The following is an 18598-nucleotide window of genomic DNA, read 5'->3' as shown; positions in this document are numbered from 1 at the left end:
AACAGCTGCCGGGAAAAATCCCGAACAGCTGTCTTTAATCCCTTGCGGGCATTTAGTCCGTTTTAAAGCCTACAGCTTTACAACGTTCTCGGCTTGCGGTCCACGGTTACCTTGAACCACGTTGAATTCAACTTGTTGACCTTCGTCCAAAGTTTTGAATCCGTCGCCAGTGATTGCACTGAAATGTACGAATACATCGTTTCCGCCTTCAACTTCGATGAAACCAAAGCCTTTTTCAGCGTTAAACCATTTAACTGTTCCTGTTTGCATAAGAGCACCTCCTTCTTTATAAAACATGACCCCTTTATTTCGTTAAAAATAAAAAAATCACATATGGTAGCAGGCTATAACCTCAAAAACCATAACCTTCTATCATATGTGAATTCAGGTCTAATTTTTATTACCCTTATCATACCACAACTGTTTGGAAAACACCAGCGCAAATGTAAGCGATTAAAATAAAGCGCGGAAACCGCCGCTTTATTCGGCTTTTTCCCGGCTCTCCTGGTCATGAATATGCCGCTTCATCAATAAGATAGTTCCATGCTGTACCAGTCAAACGAGGACTGATTGCTTCCATAATAAAAATAAAGGAGATTAGTAAAAATGAAGCGACTGCTCTTATCCTACCCGCTAAGTGTGCATACTCCTGTGTATAAGGATAATCCCCCTGTTGAGATCGTTCAGCAGTTCAGCATCCAAAAAGGCGATCTGTTTAATCAATTTATGATAAAAACGATTAATCATAGCGGCACCCACATCGACGGCCCCTGGCACTTCAATCCACAAGGCAAAAAGCTGAGCGAGCTTCCTATAGACAATTTTGTGTTTCATCATGTGACTGTCCTCGATATTCCAAAAACCGATGACGAGCTGATTACTAAAGCAGATCTTGAGCCCTTTGCCCATCAGATCGCTGGCACAGATTTGCTGCTCATACGTACAGGGTTCGGGAAAATCCGCACTTCCGACCCTGTTCGCTACGGCAATCATAATCCGGGTTTTTCAGCTTCTGCTGCTAATTACTTAATGGTATTTGATTCCTTGCGAGCCGTAGGCATGGATTTCATTTCCTCTGCCTCACCGCTGCATATGGATGAAGGCATCGCTTTCCACCAAACCATGCTTGGAAAAGACCGGGTGGACGGAAGGTTCATCCTGCTGATCGAGGATATGAACTTAAATCATAATTTGTCCAATGTGGGCGTCGTTTACGCGGTGCCTTTGTTTATTGAAGGAGTCGACAGCAGCCTTGCTACAGTTTTCGCAGAGAAACGCTATTAAACGTAGTTTAACTCATAAAAAGAAAACCATAGCCGAGCACCTATTGGCCCCTTATGGGCAAATGGTTCGTTTTCTCTAATTTTACAAATACATTTAACGATCATATACGGCTTGGGCTTTAATGACCAGGCCGTGTTTATATATGCAGACTCGCTCTTGTTATGTCTAAAAATACGACAAAAAAAGACCGCTGGGCATTGCCCAGCAGTCTTCAGGAACCATATTCCACTTGCCTGCATATCTTTTGATGCATACACGTTTGTTTTCAATAAGCTTAGCTTTTCATCGAATTGAGCTGCGATTCGCCTTGATACAGCTCCTTGAGCATGCTTTGATAAAAGTTGTGCTCTTGGCCGCTCAAGCCTTCCCGGTTATTTTTAAGGATGAATGAGTTCAGGTGTCGTTTCAGAATTTCGTTTCGGCGTCCCAACATCTTCTTGTAAGTCAAGTGAGTAACCTCCATTTTGTTCTCCCAGGCGATTGGGTTTCTTTAAGTATAGCGGACTTTGCCCCCTGTATAAAATCCGGTCAGACCGCCTCAGTCCGGATAATTGGGGCTCAGCCACTCTCTCACAGGCTCATGGAAGGCATCCAGAAACATCCTGCCATATTCTCCCGATAACGTACCAACCCAGCTCAAGCGGCCTAAATGGCCTGCCTACTAAAGCTCGATTGAGTTTCAGGAGAAATCAGGGAAATCGCATACAATTTGAAATAAGACGCTGGATTGTCTATAGTTAAGGCAGAGAAATTAGCGTGAACGACTTTCGCCGTCCTCTGGCGGCAAAGCTAACGTTTCGCGGTGAAATATGAGCCCCTTATAAGTGTGATACTTATAAAAGCTTATATTTTTAAAAATTGTAAGTACGTTGCTTAAGGAGGCCGTGATGAAGTCGTTTTTGTTACGATGGTGGCATGTATTGGGCGTTTCAACCATTTATATACAAGGATTGATTTACTTATGGATTGGGAGAAATGCAGGTGCCATTGAAACCGTCCATTACAATTATTATTGGATTGACGTGAAAATTCCTTTCCTCTCCTGGTTTGTCTTTCCTTATATGAGCTGGATGCCTGTCATGTATTTGGCGTTTATCTACTTTGCAATTGTTGACCGCAAAATCTATTGGCGTGTTCTAGCTGCCTACAATATTGCCGTTATGGGCTGCAATGTGATTTTTCTCATGTTCGCTACGTATGTACCGCGTCCCGACATTGAACCAAGCAATTTGGCGTTGACGCTGGTTCAATTTATATATAACAATGATGCTCCGCTGAATTGCTTCCCAAGCGTGCATTGCCTCACCAGTTATTTGCTGTTCATTACGATCAACCGCGATCTTAAGCTAAGCAACGTTTCCCGGATCTCTTGGAGCGTGCTCATGTGGCTGATTATAGCCTCTACCGTATTCATTAAGCAGCATTCCCTGCTCGATGTCGTTGGCGGCATTCTCGTCGCCGAGGTTACGTATCAGCTCGTTCGCCTGGCAGTTAACCGCTTCTACGTGCGCAAGAAGCAATATGTCAGCAGCAAGGCGATGTGATAGGGCAGAAGTAAACAAAGAAGACTCCAAAACCACTGTATAAGTGGAGCTGGAGTCTTCTTTTCTTACGATTAAGCCTCTGCACGGCTATCCAATGACGATCGGAAGCGATATCGGGGATGCTCGGGGAGCATGGCAGCAAGCAGTTGTTTCACGGCCCTGTGAGTGGATGCGAAAACTTGATCCTTATCATCGCACATCTCGATCACCCGCCCATGCTCCATCACCGCCAGCTTATCCGATATCGAATAGGCCGCTTTAATATCATGCGTAATAAACACGTACGAAAGCCCAAAATCCGCCCTCAGCTCGCTTAGCAAACTCAAAATATGCGTTTGATTCACCATATCGAGGCTGCTGACCGATTCATCTAGTACAATCAGCTTTGGCTTCAAGGCAATCGCTCTCGCGATATTAATGCGCTGCAGCTGTCCTCCGCTAAATTGATTCGGGTATTTCTGCATATCATCTGGCTTCAGGCCGACCCGTTCGAGCAGCCCGCCAATCGTTCGTTTTTGCTCCTGTACGGACAGCCGCTCATAGTTCTCCAATGGCTCGCCAATGATCTGCTGCGCTGTCGCACGCGGGTTGACCGATGAATAACAGTCCTGAAACACCACTTGCAAATCCCGACGCAATGATCTGCGGGTAGCTGCATCCGACCGGTAAAGATCATGCCCTTGAAAAAGAATCTGACCGGCTTGCGGCTTTTCCAATCCGAGAATCACTTTGCCTAATGTGCTTTTTCCCGCACCGCTCGTCCCAAGCAGACCGAGGCATTCGCCTTCCTCCAGAGCAAGAGAGACGCCTGAGAGCACGGGGGCACGCTTAGCAGAACGCCATAGCAGCCTCGTCTCACCATAGGTGTGGGTGACTTCCTTTACCTGCAGCAGCATACGCTACCCCCTGTTTTCAAAATATCCGCTCAGATGGTCAGGCAGCTTCGGTCTGGCATTCAGCAGCTTTTTCGTATACGGATGCTGCGGATGATCAAACAATTGAAACACATCTGCCTTTTCTACGATTCGTCCCTGCTGCATCACAGCAACCTCATCGGCCAATTCAGAGATGACCCCTAAGTCATGGGAAATGAGCAAAATTGACGTGCCATGCTCCACTCGAAGGCGATCCAGCTCTCTCAGCACCTGCAATTGGTTCACAACATCCAGCGCTGTAGTCGGTTCATCGGCAATGACGACAGCGGGACGCAGACACATGCATATCGCAATCATGACCCTTTGCAGCATGCCACCGCTGAGCTGGAAAGGATACAATTTCAACAGCTTGGCGGGATCGGGCAAGTTCATCGCCTCCATCGCGGTGACGGCCAACTCGACAGCTTGTTTTTTCGTAAGGGCGGTATGTGTACGAATCGTTTCAATGAAAGGAACGCCAATCGAATATACCGGCGTAAAAGCATTCATTGGATTTTGCATAATGAAAGAAATTTCTTTGCCCCGTATTTGCCGCATGTCCTCCGCCTTCAGACCATTCAGCTCGCGGCCATTCAATTGAATGCTGCCTTCGACAGTCGTATGCTTCGGGTCCAGAAGCTGCAGCAGGGAATTGCAGGTAACCGACTTGCCGCTGCCGCTCTCGCCCACAAGGCCAAGCACACGGCCGTGCTCAATATCAAAATGAATATCCTCGATCAGGGAAAGCATCCCTTGCTCCGACTTTACTTTCACATGCAGGCCGCTTACTTGCAGCACCTTGCGAGATTTTTCCAACATGGGCCTCATTCCTATTCACATCCGTCGTTTTACCCCAAATCGCTCCGACAACGCTTCACCTAATATGTTGAACGTAATGACCACGAACAAAATCATCAAGCCCGGATATAACATCAATTCCGGATGGCTGCGAATAAAGGCTTTGCCTTCATGAATCATCGCCCCCCACTCCGGAGTCGGCGGCTGAATGCCGAGGCCTAGAAACGATAGCGCCGAAATATCCATAATCGCCCAGCCCATTTCAAGCGTTCCCATGACCAAAATAGGCGGCAGCACATTCGGAATAATATGCCGTCTAATAATTTTCCACTCGGAGGAGCCGCTGATTCGAGCGGCGGTAATAAACTGGCGTTCTTTCAGGCTGATAACCATGCCGCGGAACATGCGGGCGTAATACACCCATTGTACCAGCATCAACGCGAGCACAACCTGCATCAGCCCCGGTCCAAAAATGCCGACCATGCCCAAAACGAGCACGAGATTCGGAATCGTCATGACCGCTTCGCAAAAACGCATCAGGCAGGCATCCAGCCAGCCCCCTCTATACCCTGCAATGGTTCCAATAACTAAGCCGATCCCCAGAGAGGCAATAAAAATCAAGAAAGCCAGACCAAGTGAAATACGGGCGCCATAGAGCAAGCGCGATAAAGTGTCGCGCCCTAAATGGTCGGTACCGAGCCAATGCTCCGCCGAAGGCGTCTGCAGCTTAAGCGCCAAATTGACTTTGATAGGGTCATGTGGCGAAATCCATGGAGCTAAAAGGGTCACAATAGCAAAAACGAGTAAAATGGCCGTGCATATGGCAATCGCTTTCTGGCCCCTCAGGACGGTGCGTAGTCTCGCAATCACTGGTCGGTTCTTCCTTTCAGGGAAATTCGGGGATCCATATAAAGCTGTACCAAATCAACGATTAAGTTGCAGATAATGAACAAGCAAGCCGCGAGGAACACATAACACTGAATGACCGGAATATCCCGATTGAATATCGCATCGACAAAATATCGGCCGAACCCCGGCCACGAAAATACCTGCTCCACGATAATCGTCCCGGTCAGCAATTTGCCAAAGTTCATGCCCAGGCCTGTAATGACGGGTGAAATCGCGATTTTCAGCACATGCTTGACCATAATAATCCGCTGCTTAATTCCTCGCGTCTTCGCATACAGCACATACGACTCCTGCAGCTGCTCCAGCACACTCGCACGCAGCAGCCGGGTATAGATAGCTATAAGAGCGAGTGACAGGGTCAGCGTCGGAAGCACGAGATTTTCCCACGAGCCCTTGCCTTCTACAGGAAGCAAATCCAGCTTGACGGCGAAAAAGAACATCAATAAATAACCGAGCCAAAACTGCGGAATGGACGCCCCGAAATACGAGAGCCCTCTGCTGAAATGATCAATCGGGCTGTTCTTATAAATGGCCGACAAAAAGCCGAGCGGGATGCTGACGAGCATCGCAAACAATATGCTGCTGACGGCGAGCTGCACCGTCGCGGGCATTTTCGATACGACGTCCTCCCATACCGGTTCATTCGTCATATACGATTTTCCAAAATCAAGCTGCGCCATCTTGACGACCGTGCGCCCATATTGGACGAGCAGCGGCTGATCCAAGCCAAATTCATGTCTCTTCTCAGCGAGCAGCTCCTCCGTCGGATGAATGTGGGCAGCCGTTAAATAAGCTTCTGCCGGGTCGACAGGCGATACCTGAATGAGTACGAACGTAATAAGAATGGCAAAAAGAATGATAGGGACGATTGCGAGCAATCGCCTCCCGATATAGCTAATCATGGATTGCCTCCCTGCTGGCTGCTTGCTACTGGCTGCTTATTACTGGCTAATGTTTATTCCTTCAAATGGATTTTCGTCCCGATTCGCAGGGAACGCAAAGTCCGTCACCTTGTTTTGAAGCACTACCGTTTTCTTAATATAGGAGATTGGCACAATCGCCGATTGCTCCTGCAGCGTCAGCAAGATAGAGCTATACAGCTGCTGGCGCTTCGTTTCATCCGTCGAGGCAAGCGCTTCATGGATTTGCTGATCCAGCTCCTGCTTCATTGGCAAGCCGGAGTTGGCTTCGGCTACGCCCCAGCCTTTCTCAGCTACAACGTTAATGAAGGAATGCGGATCATACGGCGCGCCATAGTTGTACCAGAAATCAAGGTCAAATTCGCCCGCTTTCCGGCGCTGAATTTGCGTCGTGAGCTCAAGCCCCGTTATGTTCAGCTTCACGCCGATCGCACTCCATTCGGCTTGCATCGTTTCAGCCATCGCTTTTTGAATCGGATCTGTCTTATCGAAAATCAATTCCAGCTCTAATGCCTGTCCATCCTTCTCGCGAACGGCTTTGCCGGAAGGCAGCTTCCAGCCTGCTTCATCCAAGTAAGCAGCCGCTTTATCCGTATTGTATTCGACAGGTTGTACGTCGATATTCGTATACGGGAAGTTTTTGGACAAAATCGTATCCGCCTTCTCCTCAAGGCCGAGCGTAATGCCTTCAACCATCGCCTGCTTGTTAAAGCCAGCCTGAAGAGCCAGACGCACCCGCAAATCGGAAAGCTTGTCATTCGTTGTATTCAGCAGAAGACTTCTTGTTCCGACCGGCTCGGACAATTGGGTTGCATACTTGCCGGATTCTTTCAAATTATTAAAGGCATCCATGCTGATGACACCTTCTCCATAAATCAAATCGAGCTCGCCTTTTTCAAAAGCCAATACGCGGGTTTCCGCGTCAGGAATGATTTTGACGGTGATTTTATCGATTTTTGGACTTTCGCCCCAATAATTCGGATTGCGCGTAAATACGGCATATTCGTCCTTCTTGTATTCAGCCAGCATCCACGGGCCTGTTCCAATCGGCTCTTTAATTCCTTTAGAAGTGTCTCCATCATCCGGGAAACCGGCTTCACCCAAGAAACGAACCGGGCGAACGAGCGAAAGATCCTGAATAGCCGGATAATAGGCCTGCTTCAGCGTCATTTTAAAGGTGTATTCGTCAACGACCTCCGTCTTGTCGAGAACGTTGATAACGCCAAGCCAGCTGTGCAAGCTCGGGTTTTTCATAACCGCATCAAAATTTTTCTTCACGATCGCGGCATTAAAAGCCGTTCCGTCGGAAAACTTCACATTTTGACGAAGCTTGAAGGTATATTCCTTGCCATCCTCCGAAATCGTCCATGATTCAGCCAGCATCGGCTCAAGCTTGCCCCCTGCTTTATAGCTGACCAACGGCTCATAAATCATCGATTGGGCAAATAGCTGCGAAGGATTATATGTGTGTGGGTTCATCGTTCCAATATCACGCGGCCAAGATAACGTAATGGCCTTTTCCGATACGACTGCTGCGTTTTCAGTAGTTCCACTGCTAGCGCTTGGCGCCGCTTCCTGCTTCGTACATGCCATAAGCACGGTTGATACGAGGAAAATCGTAGCTGCGATAGATAGGAGCGTTTTCTTGGTCGTTCTAATCATGTTGTCGTTGTCTCCGTTTCGGTTCAGTAATAATGATTCTCATTAATAATAGTGAAAAGCTTATAGGCTGTCAATGAGCTTCGTCCTTAAATCATGTGAAAAAAGGCAATCGGGCCTCATACAAGGTCCAATTGCCTGACTTGTTATTTACTGCTTGTTTTTGTGCGTGCATGGAAAAGCTACGCCGCGAGCCGTTCTCTAGCAAGCTTTCTGAACTTCAGATAAGACATGACGCGCCAAGGAATGATATAGGAAAAGGCGATCACCATGAACAAGGCGGCGAACGTTTCCGGATCGAGCATCGACACATAATTTCGCAGCAGCAGGCGAATGCCCAAAATCGCTAGAAAAGCGACGATGAAGCCTCGATTCTTTTTCGCATAAATTTGCTGATCCTCGCGCACCTCATAATTAGTCGTCCAGATGAGCGGTATCGACAGCGCTAAGCCGATCACAATAGCGAGGAGCCATTCAAGCAGCGGCGCATGGATGTGAGGATTGAGGAAAATCATGAAGCCCGGCAGCATGAAAAGAAGGGGAAGCAGCAAACGTATGCCGCTGCCGCGAATCGGACGATAAAAGCTGCGCGTCCTCCTCCATAAAATCAATCCCGCTATTAAAATAATGAATACGTACACAGAGCCGTTCATGCTCACACCGCTTTCTTTGAAGGAATAGATAGTTTTAATTATAATCGTTCATCAGCTGGACTTCTATACGCTCCTAAACGCTCATGTTATACTTCATGAATATTAAAATTTCACATGGGAAGCAGTAGAGTCGGTTAACGAAAGCACTGTTCAACATCAGATTGGAGATTGTCATGTTTGGATACGGCAAGGCCATCAAGCAGCTTGCGCCCGCTGCAAAATGGCTGATTTTTAGCGAAATATGCTTCGGAATGACCATGGGGCTGTCGAGCCTTGTGCTTAATTTATATTTTCTATCAAAAGGTGTGAATGAAGAGGCGATTGGCCACCTGACATCGGTCAGCACCTTAATTGGAGGAGCCGTCGGCATTCCCGCCAGCATGCTGGCAGGACGTCTGGGACGAAAGCGAATTATGGTGAGCGGCATCTGCATGATGTCCGGCAGCTTTGCGCTGTTTGCAGTGAGCGACCACTTGCTTCTATATTATGGCGCTCAGGCCATGCTGTCCTGCGGCATCGTATTTATTGTTGCGACGGAAACCCAGCTGTTGTTTCAATATAATCGTTCCCGGGAAGCCGAGACGCAGGCTTACAGCCTGTTTCTCGCTGTGTTTATGTTTTTCAACATCGGAGGCACGCTGCTTGGCGGGTATTTGCCCCGCTGGCTCGGCACGCCAGCAGACCATTATGAGCCGCAGCTGTGGCTGGCGTCTATGTTCATGCTGCTGCTCGCGATCATTCGCGGATGGAAGCTGCCTTCTGATCGCCAAGCTGCTGTGAAGAAGACAACGCAGGAAGCACAGCAGCGGGGGATTGGGCCACAGGATACAGCGAAGGATCGGAAAGCTGGAGCTGGCAGCGAGCATCGGGCAGCAGTTGGGAAAGCATCCGCTTCGCGCAAATTTGCCCATTCGCTTACTCGTCTACTGCCAACGAAGCAGGTCTGGCTGCTAGCAGGATTTATTTTCATATCCGGCATTGCTGGCGCTTTGACCATGCCCTTCCTGAACGTCATCGTTAAGTACCAGCTCAATTGGGAAAATGAAGCCGTATCATCACTGCTCGCAGCTAATTATTTCGTCTTGTTCATCGGCACTTTGCTGGTGCCTTCCGTGTTATCCCGGCTCGGCGAGGTCAAAACGTATATGCTGTTGTTCGCACTGACGATCGTATGCGCAGCCGTACTGTCTGTCACCAGCTCGGTAGGCTTATTCGCTAGCGCGCTGCTGCTGCGGGGCGGGCTGTTCGCCTTCCTCAATACGCTCATCGACAGCAACACGATGTCGTCGCTGCCGGACGAGGACCGCAACAGCTTTGCGGGGCTGCGCTCTCTGTTTCGCAGCATAGGCGGCGCGGCGGCAGCCTATGCTGCAGGGCTGATGCTGGAGCAGAAAAATGTCCAGCTCCCTTTTCTCATCACGGCCATCGTTATGCTCATCAGCGCCATTTATTTCTGGTATGTAGTCAGGCCACTGTTGAACAAGCAGAACATACAGAACAAGCAGAAAACGCAGCAGCAGCTCGAACCGTAAGGCTGAGCTGCATGGGCTGTTTCCTGTTATTATATTTCTTTAGCTCGGAAATAGACTAGGCCGCCGATAATAAATAGAAGCAAGCTGCCTATAATCGTCATAAACAAGTTCATCACAGGCATAGTGAAGGCACCGTAATTTTCGGAGCCCAGCGCCAGCATCGCAATCGTCGGCTGCGCCCAAGGATAAAAGGGGCCATATTCTGCTGAGTTGATGACTAATATATTCGGCAGCGTCAGCATGACGTTAATCGTCAGCGGCGCTGCAAAGCTGCTCCAGCTGGTGGATGCCCAGAGCTGAAGCGCTGCTAAAGGCAAGCAAGCGAGCCAGCCTCCCAGCAAGCCCAGCAGCATAAAATTCCAAGGAATTTCATGGAGTCCGCGGGCAGCACCTGTAATGAGCACCGCTGCCAAGAAAAGCAGCTGCACACCGATGAGCAGCTCGGAAACGAGCCAGAATTTGGCGAAATAAAGCGATTTACGCGATATTGGCATCGCCAGCAGCTGCTTCCAGCCTCCCCCAGCATGCTCATAGCGGCAAACGAAAGCCGCAAAGACGCCAGTCAAAATCGGCAAAAGCAGCACCGCATGAAACAACGCCATGGATGAATACAAGCCTTCATATTGCTCGGCAGGCGTGCCTTCTATTGGATTAGAGACAATGCCTAATAAAAACGAGAGCAGCGGACTAATAGGGACTAGCAGCCAAATGAAGGAGCGGGACAGCTTAAGCCGCTCGGATGCCAGCAGCCTCATGAATGCAGCCATTCTAGACCACATCCCTTCGGCCAAAATGCACAGAACCCAGCAAAAAAATAACTAGCCCGGTCAATATTCCCGCGCCGATATAAAGCTCTCCCCGTTCGCCTCTGAAGGCAAGCAGCGGCCAATTCAGCGGCAGCCACGTATATTTAGCCGGAAGATACATGGAAGCCATCGCGGTAACGATCCCGGCGCTAATGGAGAAGCCCTGATTGCGAAAGGTCATGCAGAGCCATAGCATGCAGGCAAGCATGGGCAGCGCACCTGCATAAGGATAGAAACTTAGCCGCAGCACCTCCGTCAGCGGAAAGTGCCAGCCAAAGCCAAGCAGCACACCTAAAGCGACAGAGAATACGGCAAGCAGCAGGCAGGAGCAGGCCAGCAAAATCGCGCTCAGCGCAAATTTTGCAGAAAACACCGTCAGCCTTGATATAGGCAGCGCCAGCAGCTGCTTCCATGAGCCTGTGCCATGCTCCACATTTGCCAGCAGCGAGCTGACAAGCACGCAGCCGAGAAACAGCGAGATCGGCACAAACATGAAGATATTATGCAGCAGCCCGCCCCATAAATCTTCGGCATACTGCTTCACTAAATAGTCATAACGGAGCCCAAAATTGACGGCTTGCAGCAATACAACGCCAAAAGGAGCAAATATAACGAGCGCCCACAGCCCTTTGCGGCGTATTTTCAAAAAATCGGCAGATAGTGCCTTGAAAAGCATGCCCATCACTTCTGTCCCCCTTCCCCAACAATTTGCAGGAAAAGATCCTCTAGCGATTTTCTTTTTTCTTCGATACGATATACGTCATGCTTGCGCGCTACTAATTGGTTCACCATCTGTGCCGCAGCGGCATCGCTTATTCCTTCCAGTCTAATAAGCGAGCCTTCTCTGACAGCGTCCAAACCCTGCTCATACAAGGTGAGCAGCGCCGCTTGCGGATCGGATACCCGCAGCTCGATTGTGCTCTGCGCCTTCTGCTGCAAATTTTGAATCGTATCTTGAAAAACAAGCTCCCCTTGCCTAACGATGCCTACCGTTCCCGCCATCTGTTCGACCTCGCTCAGCAAATGGCTGGAGATGAGCACCGTAATGCCATGCTGCCGCGGCATGCGCTTAATCAGCTCGCGAATTTCCAAAATGCCGGAAGGATCGAGGCCATTCGTGGGCTCATCCAAAATCAGCAGCTCTGGATTGCCCAGCAATGCGCTGGCGATGCCAAGCCGCTGCTTCATGCCCAGCGAATACCCCTTTACGGACCGCCGTGCCTCCTTCGCAAGGCCAACGATGTCCAGCACCTCGGCAATTCTCGCCCGTGGGACGTCGATAATTCGGCGAATGGCCTCCAAATTGTCGACTGCGGTAAGATGTCCGTAATAGGACGGGTATTCCACCAGCGAGCCGACTTTGCGAAGGATGTTCAGCCGTTCCTTTTGCAACTCCTTGCCGAAAATATGCACACTGCCGCCCGATGGCTTAATCAGCCCGAGCAGCATGCGGATGGTCGTCGTTTTCCCTGCCCCATTCGGCCCAAGAAAGCCGTAAATATCCCCTTTTTCAATGCGCAAATTCAGTCCGGCTACAGCATAACGCCCTTTATATTTTTTGCTGAGCCCTTTCGTTTCTATGACCCATTCGTTCATGTCTATCACCTCGAAAGCTAGAATAACGCATCAAGGTTAAAACCAAGGAGCCTCTTTGTTTAAATTTTGTTTAAAAAATAACCCGCCGCCGCTTCCGGATAGATTAGAATGCGTGTGCCTTTAGCTGTGCTGTCAATATGCCAGGCCAGCCCCATCTCGCGGATCAAATAATGAACGATCGCAAGGCCGATGCCTGCCCCTTTCTCCTTCGAGGCCGACTGGGTGCCGGGTCCCCGATCCGAAATGACGAGAGCCGAATGCTCGCTATGCTGCACGATGGCAACGCCAATGTAGCCGCCGTCAGCGGCATGACGCATAACATTTTGGAACAGATTGTCCAAAATGCGACGGAAGCCGTCCTTGTCCACACGCCAGACAAGCGCCTGCTCGGGCAGTTCAATATCCGCCGCCAGCCCTTCGCGCTCCCAAAGCGGATACCAAGAGGCTGCGCTTTCCCTGACAAGCCGCAGCACATCCTGCGGTGCCAGCTCAAGCGGATACCGTCCGCTGGTCATCAGCGTATACGAAAGCAGATTTTCGATCAGGCTGCTGACCGTATCGATTTTATTCTCCAACTGCTTTACGGTTTCGCGTCCCGCCTGACTAAGCGGCTCCTTATGCAGCGTATACAGCTGACCGCCCATCACCGTCATCGGCGTACGCAGATCATGCGATAAATTCGCAATCAGCTCCTTGCGCAGCTCCTCCTCTTCGCGTTCCCTCTGCCTGCCCGCTCTAAGCTGCAAAATCATTTCGTTAAAAGCGATTTCGAGCTGTCCAATCTCATCCTGCTTATTCACCTCCACCGGCAGCGGAAGACCCTCTGCTCCCCGCCTCGTCATAGCCGCCTGCAAGCGCAGCAGACGCCTACGAATATGGCGGAAGAACAACAGCGATAAAGCCACGAAGAACAGGAACACCAGGATGAGAAAAAGAATATAAAACGGGGCTCCAGATATGAGCGGCGTATTGCTTTGCACAAGCGAACGCGGCAATTGCATCGCCATAAAGCCTTGGCCAAGCGGCTTATCGCCAATAAAGGCAACAACCGTAAACGTGTCTGATCCGGTATTTTCTTTCATAAACTGGATGGCATCTTCATTCGACCACGTCACCGGCAATCTGTCCTGCCCGCCAAGCTCCAGCTTCGTCTTCCCCTCTCCATCGACCCAAAAGAAGGAAGCATCGGGATAGCTCTCCCGCAGCTTTCGCAGCGTTTCATTGATGTGCTGGCTGGATGCGCCGGACAGCACGGCCGCCTGCTGATGGAACATTAGCTCAATCTCGCTGCTCTTGCCGTATTTAAGCTCCTGCATGTCCTGCTGCTGAACCGCAACTCCCAGATAATAATAGAAAACCGTCGCCACTGGAAACACGATCGGCACGAACAGAAACGCTGATAGAATAATGAGCAGATATCTGGATTGCAGCGATTGAAACAAACGGCCGCCTTTGTGTGTCCGCCGCTCCTTCTTATTCCGCTTCACGGCTTCACCCGGTAGCCGATACCCCGCACCGTCTCAATAATTTCGGGATGAGCCGGGTCCTTCTCCAGCTTCTCGCGCAAATAGCGAATATGTACCATCAGCGTCTTGTCCCCTTCCAGATAAGCCTCGCCCCATACACCCTCATAAATTTGCTCCTTCGTCATAATCTGCCCCAAATGGCGCAGCAGGTAGGAGAAGATTTGAAACTGCTTGCCTGTCAAAAGAATTTCCTCGCCCGTTTCCCGATTTTCAATGCGGTTCTCCTGTTCAAAAACAAGCCAATGCTTAACCGCCAGCGGCTCAGCCGCAACGCTTGCAAAGCGGCGCAGCAGCACCTCGACCCTTGCCGTCAGCTCATCAGGATGAAACGGCTTCGTCAAATAATCATCAGCAAACTGCAGGCCTTGCAGCTTATCATCAATTGCCGTCCGCGCCGATAGCATTAGAATCGGCATGCTCGGCTCTGCCTTTTTCAACCGCTGCCCAATCGTAAAACCATCTAGTCCCGGCAGCATCACATCCAAAATCGCCAGTGAGCAGCCCGCCGCCTCCTCCAGCGCCCGTTCGCCGCTCAGCAGCCACTGCACCTCGTAGCCCCGCTCCTGCAAATGCGCATAAACGAACTGCCCAATTTCCTTGTCATCCTCAATATATAAAAGCTTTACACTCAACGCGCTTTCCCCTCCCCAGCTACAGCAAAGGTTATCAAGCTGCAATACTTTGAAAATAATACGCAGCAGCCTCAAACTCTATTTTTCTTCCTTCAATACAGGAGCAAAGCGATGCTTCGTTAATTGTTCAAAGCCATAAGCCAGCTTTATTAGGGTTGGCTCGCTGAAGGCGGCCCCCACAAAAGTGATGCCTTGCGGTCCATTGGTTACATATCCGCCGCTTGCGACAACCCCCTTCTCCGCGTATCCGCCAGGTACGGTAATAACCGGATAACCCGCTCTTGCAGCGAGATCGTCACCCCCCTCGTTGCCAAGGAACAGCAGCGCGTCCAGTTGATGCTCTGCAAGTGCATGGTCGATTCCTAGCTTACCCGCCATTTCTTTATTCCTCGCTAGGCTTTCCAAATAAGCCGGCTCCGTTAAGGTCCCGCTCGTCTCTTCCGAAGAAATGAGAGTATCTTGGCCATATTTTAACGCTTGCTCAGCGTTTGCCGCATTAAAAGCAATGACCTCCTGCAAGGAATGAACAGGGACATGCGCAGCAAGCTTGCCCAAATAATCATTCAAGCCCTGCTTCAATTCGTAGCGGATGACATTGCCATCCCACTGTTCCTGTTCACATGGCAGCTCTACAGGATCAACAATCGTTACTCCCGCCTCTCTTAGAATGACAATTGCAGCCTCTACTATCTCAAGCCGATCAGTATCTAAGCCCTGGTAATAAAATCTGGGAATGCCGATTCTCGCTTTTTTTAAATAGGAAGCGTCCAGAAAAGGGAGATAGTCATTTATAAAGCTCGTCTCTTGCTGTCCGTCCGCACCCGTCATTGCCCCCAACAGCAGTGCTGCATCAGCAACGGTTCTCGTCAAAGGACCCGCTGTATCTTGTGAATGAGAGATGGGGATAATGCCAGCGCGGCTAACGAGACCAATAGTTGGCTTCAGTCCGACAAGGCCATTTTGGCTGGCAGGGCTAATGATCGAGCCTGTCGTCTCCGTTCCAATAGCTGCCGCTGCTAAATTAATTGCGGTAGCTGCCGCTGAGCCAGAACTGGAGCCACCAATGAACAATTCCCCTGGGCCATATGGGTTGAGCGTGAGACCGCCTCTAGAGCTGTATCCCGCCCATATTTGACCCGACATGCACCCTGCCCATTCGGTCATATTTGTTTTACCAAGCAGTACCGCACCCGCTTCACGCAAGCGGGCAGCTACGAACGAATCCGCTTCGGCAATGGAATCCGCTAATGCTATGGAGCCTGCGCTTGTATGCATGGCGTCATGCGTATCTATATTATCCTTTAACAAAATAGGGATTCCATGCAGCAGTCCCCTGCTCCCACGCTCCTCGCGTTCCTTATCCAACTGCTTCGCGATGGCTATGGCCTCTGGATTTAGTTCAAGTACCGCATTGATGATCGGGTTATAACGTTCTATTCTTTCTAAATATATTAGCGTCAGTTTTTCCGAGCTAAGTACGCCCTCCTCCATCGCTTTGTGCATAGAGGCTATATCAGCTTCCACAACCCATTCCTCAAACTTAATCCGCATAAATCCAACCCCTTGATCGTTTGTATGTATATGGCTTCCATATTACCTTGTTCTTAGGGATTGTAAAGAAGTTTAGCCAAACTAAACTGATTCGTTATTCTTACTTTAAATCGCAACAAAGAACCAAAGCCGCCTATGGCTCTGGTTCTTTATTTTTCCGCTGAATGCGGATACATCCTTGCTTTTTGCAAAAAACGCCTCTATTGCTCTAACTCTTTATCCCATTATATATGTGCGCTTACCAGCCGAAATCAAGCGTCTTGCCCGTCTCCGCCAATGTCTTAATATTGCTGAGAATCATCCACCAGCTCGTCTTCGTATTTTCATATGACGGGTGGTCAGCTGGCCACTTATCATTCACCAGCGTCAGCTTGGTGCAGCCGCCGACCTTCTCAAGTGACAGCGTAAGCCGTGTCTCGAGCTCCGCATGATTTTCACGATATGAGGGCCCCGGGTGCTCCGTACAGCTGAATAGCTCATTTGGCTTATATTCCAGTACCGTTCCGTAAACATGCACAACCTCTTCGCCCTTCTCATTTGGCCCAATGTATTCATAATGGGCACCTGGCTCAAACGTCGAATGCAGCGTGCTGCCAAAAAAGATTTTGCGCGTGTTTTCCGGCTTCATGAACGCATTCCAAACGTCCTCCGGTTCGGCATTCACATAAAAATCATATCTCAAATCCATACCTACACTCCTCCGCAATCGTGAATGGGCTGACCTTATACTTAAAATATAGGAAAGGATATGATTTTTCCATCCTCTCTCTATATTTCTCGGAATGAAACGCGCCGCGCCGAGAGAGGTCGGCGAAAGCCGTTTCACCTTATCTTGCTAGTAAGCTTAGCTGTGATAAAATTATTATAAGGTGCAAGCAGCAGCATGTATTGTAAAAACGCGACAACGACTATAACAATAAATTGCGGAGGAATTTATGATGAGCGCAAGCATGCAACGACCGAGCATGGGCCTTCTCCATTTGCAGGAGGGGGAGAAAAATTTTCAGCTTACGCGTTATGCGCCTTCCGAGGATATTGCTTTTTTCGTCAAGCATTTCTGGATCGTCAGCTGGGACTTGTCCGAGCAGAAGCAGTATTTGCAGGAGGTTGTGCCTAATCCATGCGTGAACCTTATCGTTCAGCAGGGAAGAAGCGGCATTTTCGGTGCGGCCAAGCAGAAGTATAGTTATCTCGTAGAAGGCAAAGGCTGCGTCTTCGGCGCAAAATTCCGTCCTGGCGGCTTTTATCCGTTTATGAAGCAGCCGGTGTCCTCTCTTGCTGACCATCCGCTGGGCATCCATGATATTTTCGATATGGATGGGCCATCCGCCGAGAAGCTGCTGCTGGCACAGGAAGAAGAAGCCGCTATGGTCGAGCTCGCCGAGCGCTTCATTAAACCGAAGCTGCCTGCCCAGGATGAATCGGTCACGCTCATTAATCAAATGGTCGATTGGATTATAGCTCAGCGAGACGTTACGAAGGTCGACCAGCTATGCGAGGCTTTTCATATTAACAAAAGAACGCTGCAGCGTCTATTCGATCAATATGTTGGCGTTACGCCAAAATGGGTTATTCAGCTGTACCGGCTGCAAAATGCCGCTGAAACGCTGGAACGCAGCCCAAGCCATGACTGGACGCAGCTATCGCTAGAGCTTGGTTACCACGATCAATCACATTTTATTAAAGATTTTAAAGCTGTTGTCGGCGTCACTCCAGAACAATACGCCAGTGTCGACCATGGCATCAATCAAGTCGTTGCTGTTCCAGCACGAGGTTTAAAATAACATCTGGAGACTTATCGCCTTTCTCAAATCGCACATGCAGCGCCTTGGTCGCTTTTGCTTCCGTCCAATCGTTCGCTTCCGCGAGCAGTAAGCAGGCTTTAAAATATTTCTCGTAAAACGCGCTTTGCTGCTCGTGTGCTGCTTGAATCACATCCTTGCTAAGGTGGGACCCTGTTAATTCCGGACTGCGTTCCGGGCTCGCTGCAGCGAGCGCCTGTTGCATCCCAGTCGCACCAAGGTCGACGCAATAGGCCGGCTTGCCCGGCTGCAGACGCCAAGACTCATCCAAACTGCCGGCATCGACAGGGTCGAACCCTACCTGATCAACCAGTTGGAAAACAATGGATTTGGCTTCGGAGTTAAAGGCCTTCAATGACCGATATGCTTCAGGGAATCCCCCTCTCCAACTGGCTATGTCATAAAAACACCCCGAAAGTGATGCATCATCTGAAATTGCCCCCGTTCATGAAACAAGGATAAAACACCTCCA

19 protein-coding genes are annotated in these 18598 nt (G+C 49.7%); 4 read left to right on the top strand and 15 right to left on the bottom strand.

Annotated features, from left to right (window positions below):
- Window positions 1–69 precede the first annotated feature (69 nt).
- On the bottom strand, window positions 70–270 hold the full coding sequence (locus AC6B99_RS17280; RefSeq protein ID WP_046231731.1) for a cold-shock protein: 201 nt from the start codon (window positions 268–270) through the stop codon (window positions 70–72).
- A gap of 336 nt (window positions 271–606) precedes the next feature.
- Here AC6B99_RS17280 and AC6B99_RS17275 point away from each other — a divergent pair, with 336 nt between their 5' ends.
- Together AC6B99_RS17275 and AC6B99_RS17270 are read left to right on the top strand one after the other, a co-directional pair.
- The gene (locus tag AC6B99_RS17275) at window positions 607–1284 is read left to right on the top strand and encodes a cyclase family protein (RefSeq protein WP_056032080.1); all 678 of its coding nucleotides are present in this window, start codon (window positions 607–609) and stop codon (window positions 1282–1284) included.
- 887 nt (window positions 1285–2171) lie between these two features.
- Window positions 2172–2828: a phosphatase PAP2 family protein gene (locus tag AC6B99_RS17270; RefSeq protein ID WP_056032083.1), complete on the top strand. Its 657-nt coding sequence runs from the start codon at window positions 2172–2174 to the stop codon at window positions 2826–2828.
- Between the two features lie 71 nt (window positions 2829–2899).
- On the opposite strand, the gene nikE is transcribed toward AC6B99_RS17270, so the two are convergent.
- The 6 genes from nikE to AC6B99_RS17240 all read right to left on the bottom strand — a co-directional run bounded on the left by nikE (window position 2900) and on the right by AC6B99_RS17240 (window position 8681).
- On the bottom strand, window positions 2900–3724 hold the full coding sequence (gene nikE, locus AC6B99_RS17265) for a nickel import ATP-binding protein NikE (protein WP_056032086.1): 825 nt from the start codon (window positions 3722–3724) through the stop codon (window positions 2900–2902).
- A 3-nt stretch (window positions 3725–3727) separates the two neighbouring features.
- On the bottom strand, window positions 3728–4561 hold the full coding sequence (nikD, locus tag AC6B99_RS17260) for a nickel import ATP-binding protein NikD (RefSeq protein ID WP_056032089.1): 834 nt from the start codon (window positions 4559–4561) through the stop codon (window positions 3728–3730).
- 15 nt (window positions 4562–4576) lie between these two features.
- Window positions 4577–5407, bottom strand: coding sequence for a nickel ABC transporter permease subunit NikC (nikC, locus tag AC6B99_RS17255; RefSeq protein ID WP_442952520.1), 831 nt, complete (start codon window positions 5405–5407; stop codon window positions 4577–4579).
- Complete coding sequence (gene nikB, locus AC6B99_RS17250) at window positions 5407–6351, bottom strand: nickel ABC transporter permease subunit NikB (protein WP_056032094.1); 945 nt, start codon at window positions 6349–6351, stop codon at window positions 5407–5409. The genes nikC and nikB overlap by 1 nt, the downstream gene beginning before the upstream one ends.
- 39 nt (window positions 6352–6390) lie before the next feature.
- Complete coding sequence (gene nikA / locus AC6B99_RS17245) at window positions 6391–8031, bottom strand: nickel ABC transporter substrate-binding protein (protein WP_494863713.1); 1641 nt, start codon at window positions 8029–8031, stop codon at window positions 6391–6393.
- Between the two features lie 179 nt (window positions 8032–8210).
- Complete coding sequence (locus tag AC6B99_RS17240) at window positions 8211–8681, bottom strand: CcdC family protein (RefSeq protein WP_056032105.1); 471 nt, start codon at window positions 8679–8681, stop codon at window positions 8211–8213.
- A 173-nt stretch (window positions 8682–8854) separates the two neighbouring features.
- Here AC6B99_RS17240 and AC6B99_RS17235 point away from each other — a divergent pair, with 173 nt between their 5' ends.
- A complete protein-coding gene (locus tag AC6B99_RS17235) occupies window positions 8855–10213 on the top strand; it encodes an MFS transporter (RefSeq protein ID WP_056032107.1) in 1359 nt (452 codons plus the stop codon).
- 29 nt (window positions 10214–10242) lie between these two features.
- Here AC6B99_RS17235 and AC6B99_RS17230 read toward each other — a convergent pair whose 3' ends face one another.
- The 7 genes from AC6B99_RS17230 to AC6B99_RS17200 all read right to left on the bottom strand — a co-directional run bounded on the left by AC6B99_RS17230 (window position 10243) and on the right by AC6B99_RS17200 (window position 17012).
- Complete coding sequence (locus AC6B99_RS17230; RefSeq protein WP_056032112.1) at window positions 10243–10980, bottom strand: ABC transporter permease; 738 nt, start codon at window positions 10978–10980, stop codon at window positions 10243–10245.
- A gap of 1 nt (window position 10981) precedes the next feature.
- A complete protein-coding gene (locus AC6B99_RS17225; RefSeq protein ID WP_496663871.1) occupies window positions 10982–11701 on the bottom strand; it encodes an ABC transporter permease in 720 nt (239 codons plus the stop codon).
- Window positions 11701–12615, bottom strand: a complete 915-nt coding sequence (locus AC6B99_RS17220) for an ABC transporter ATP-binding protein (RefSeq protein WP_056032115.1) — start codon at window positions 12613–12615, stop codon at window positions 11701–11703. Before AC6B99_RS17220 ends, AC6B99_RS17225 begins: the two co-directional genes overlap by 1 nt.
- Window positions 12616–12674: 59 nt before the next feature.
- On the bottom strand, window positions 12675–14102 hold the full coding sequence (locus AC6B99_RS17215) for a HAMP domain-containing sensor histidine kinase (protein ID WP_496663859.1): 1428 nt from the start codon (window positions 14100–14102) through the stop codon (window positions 12675–12677).
- Window positions 14099–14773 carry a response regulator transcription factor gene (locus AC6B99_RS17210; RefSeq protein ID WP_056033039.1) on the bottom strand — a complete coding sequence of 225 codons (675 nt, stop codon included), beginning with the start codon at window positions 14771–14773 and terminating at the stop codon, window positions 14099–14101. Before AC6B99_RS17210 ends, AC6B99_RS17215 begins: the two co-directional genes overlap by 4 nt.
- A gap of 78 nt (window positions 14774–14851) precedes the next feature.
- Window positions 14852–16324, bottom strand: a complete 1473-nt coding sequence (locus AC6B99_RS17205) for an amidase family protein (protein ID WP_494863703.1) — start codon at window positions 16322–16324, stop codon at window positions 14852–14854.
- Between the two features lie 238 nt (window positions 16325–16562).
- Complete coding sequence (locus AC6B99_RS17200; RefSeq protein ID WP_056032121.1) at window positions 16563–17012, bottom strand: SRPBCC domain-containing protein; 450 nt, start codon at window positions 17010–17012, stop codon at window positions 16563–16565.
- 247 nt (window positions 17013–17259) lie between these two features.
- Here AC6B99_RS17200 and AC6B99_RS17195 point away from each other — a divergent pair, with 247 nt between their 5' ends.
- The gene (locus tag AC6B99_RS17195) at window positions 17260–18108 is read left to right on the top strand and encodes an AraC family transcriptional regulator (RefSeq protein WP_496663858.1); all 849 of its coding nucleotides are present in this window, start codon (window positions 17260–17262) and stop codon (window positions 18106–18108) included.
- Here the strand turns inward: AC6B99_RS17195 and AC6B99_RS17190 are convergent.
- Window positions 18068–18481 carry a hypothetical protein gene (locus AC6B99_RS17190; RefSeq protein WP_494863697.1) on the bottom strand — a complete coding sequence of 138 codons (414 nt, stop codon included), beginning with the start codon at window positions 18479–18481 and terminating at the stop codon, window positions 18068–18070. The two genes, AC6B99_RS17195 and AC6B99_RS17190, sit on opposite strands and share 41 nt — an antisense overlap.
- Window positions 18482–18598: the final 117 nt, after the last annotated feature.

It is taken from the genome of Paenibacillus liaoningensis (assembly GCF_059609455.1).
The sequence above is the reverse complement of the archived record's forward strand: the minus strand, read 5'-3'. Positions and strand labels throughout refer to the sequence as shown.

Excerpts from the sequence above, each read along its gene's own strand:
- nikE (WP_056032086.1), bottom strand. The coding sequence starts at position 3,724 with ATGCTGCTGCAGGTAAAGGAAGTCACCCACACCTATGGTGAGACGAGG.
- AC6B99_RS17225 (WP_496663871.1), bottom strand. The coding sequence starts at position 11,701 with ATGGGCATGCTTTTCAAGGCACTATCTGCCGATTTTTTGAAAATACGC.
- nikD (WP_056032089.1), bottom strand. The coding sequence starts at position 4,561 with ATGTTGGAAAAATCTCGCAAGGTGCTGCAAGTAAGCGGCCTGCATGTG.
- nikA (WP_494863713.1), bottom strand. The coding sequence starts at position 8,031 with ATGATTAGAACGACCAAGAAAACGCTCCTATCTATCGCAGCTACGATT.
- AC6B99_RS17230 (WP_056032112.1), bottom strand. The coding sequence starts at position 10,980 with ATGGCTGCATTCATGAGGCTGCTGGCATCCGAGCGGCTTAAGCTGTCC.
- AC6B99_RS17200 (WP_056032121.1), bottom strand. The coding sequence starts at position 17,012 with ATGGATTTGAGATATGATTTTTATGTGAATGCCGAACCGGAGGACGTT.
- AC6B99_RS17205 (WP_494863703.1), bottom strand. The coding sequence starts at position 16,324 with ATGCGGATTAAGTTTGAGGAATGGGTTGTGGAAGCTGATATAGCCTCT.
- AC6B99_RS17235 (WP_056032107.1), top strand. The coding sequence starts at position 8,855 with ATGTTTGGATACGGCAAGGCCATCAAGCAGCTTGCGCCCGCTGCAAAA.
- AC6B99_RS17275 (WP_056032080.1), top strand. The coding sequence starts at position 607 with ATGAAGCGACTGCTCTTATCCTACCCGCTAAGTGTGCATACTCCTGTG.
- nikB (WP_056032094.1), bottom strand. The coding sequence starts at position 6,351 with ATGATTAGCTATATCGGGAGGCGATTGCTCGCAATCGTCCCTATCATT.
- AC6B99_RS17220 (WP_056032115.1), bottom strand. The coding sequence starts at position 12,615 with ATGAACGAATGGGTCATAGAAACGAAAGGGCTCAGCAAAAAATATAAA.
- AC6B99_RS17280 (WP_046231731.1), bottom strand. The coding sequence starts at position 270 with ATGCAAACAGGAACAGTTAAATGGTTTAACGCTGAAAAAGGCTTTGGT.
- AC6B99_RS17195 (WP_496663858.1), top strand. The coding sequence starts at position 17,260 with ATGATGAGCGCAAGCATGCAACGACCGAGCATGGGCCTTCTCCATTTG.
- AC6B99_RS17270 (WP_056032083.1), top strand. The coding sequence starts at position 2,172 with ATGAAGTCGTTTTTGTTACGATGGTGGCATGTATTGGGCGTTTCAACC.
- AC6B99_RS17240 (WP_056032105.1), bottom strand. The coding sequence starts at position 8,681 with ATGAACGGCTCTGTGTACGTATTCATTATTTTAATAGCGGGATTGATT.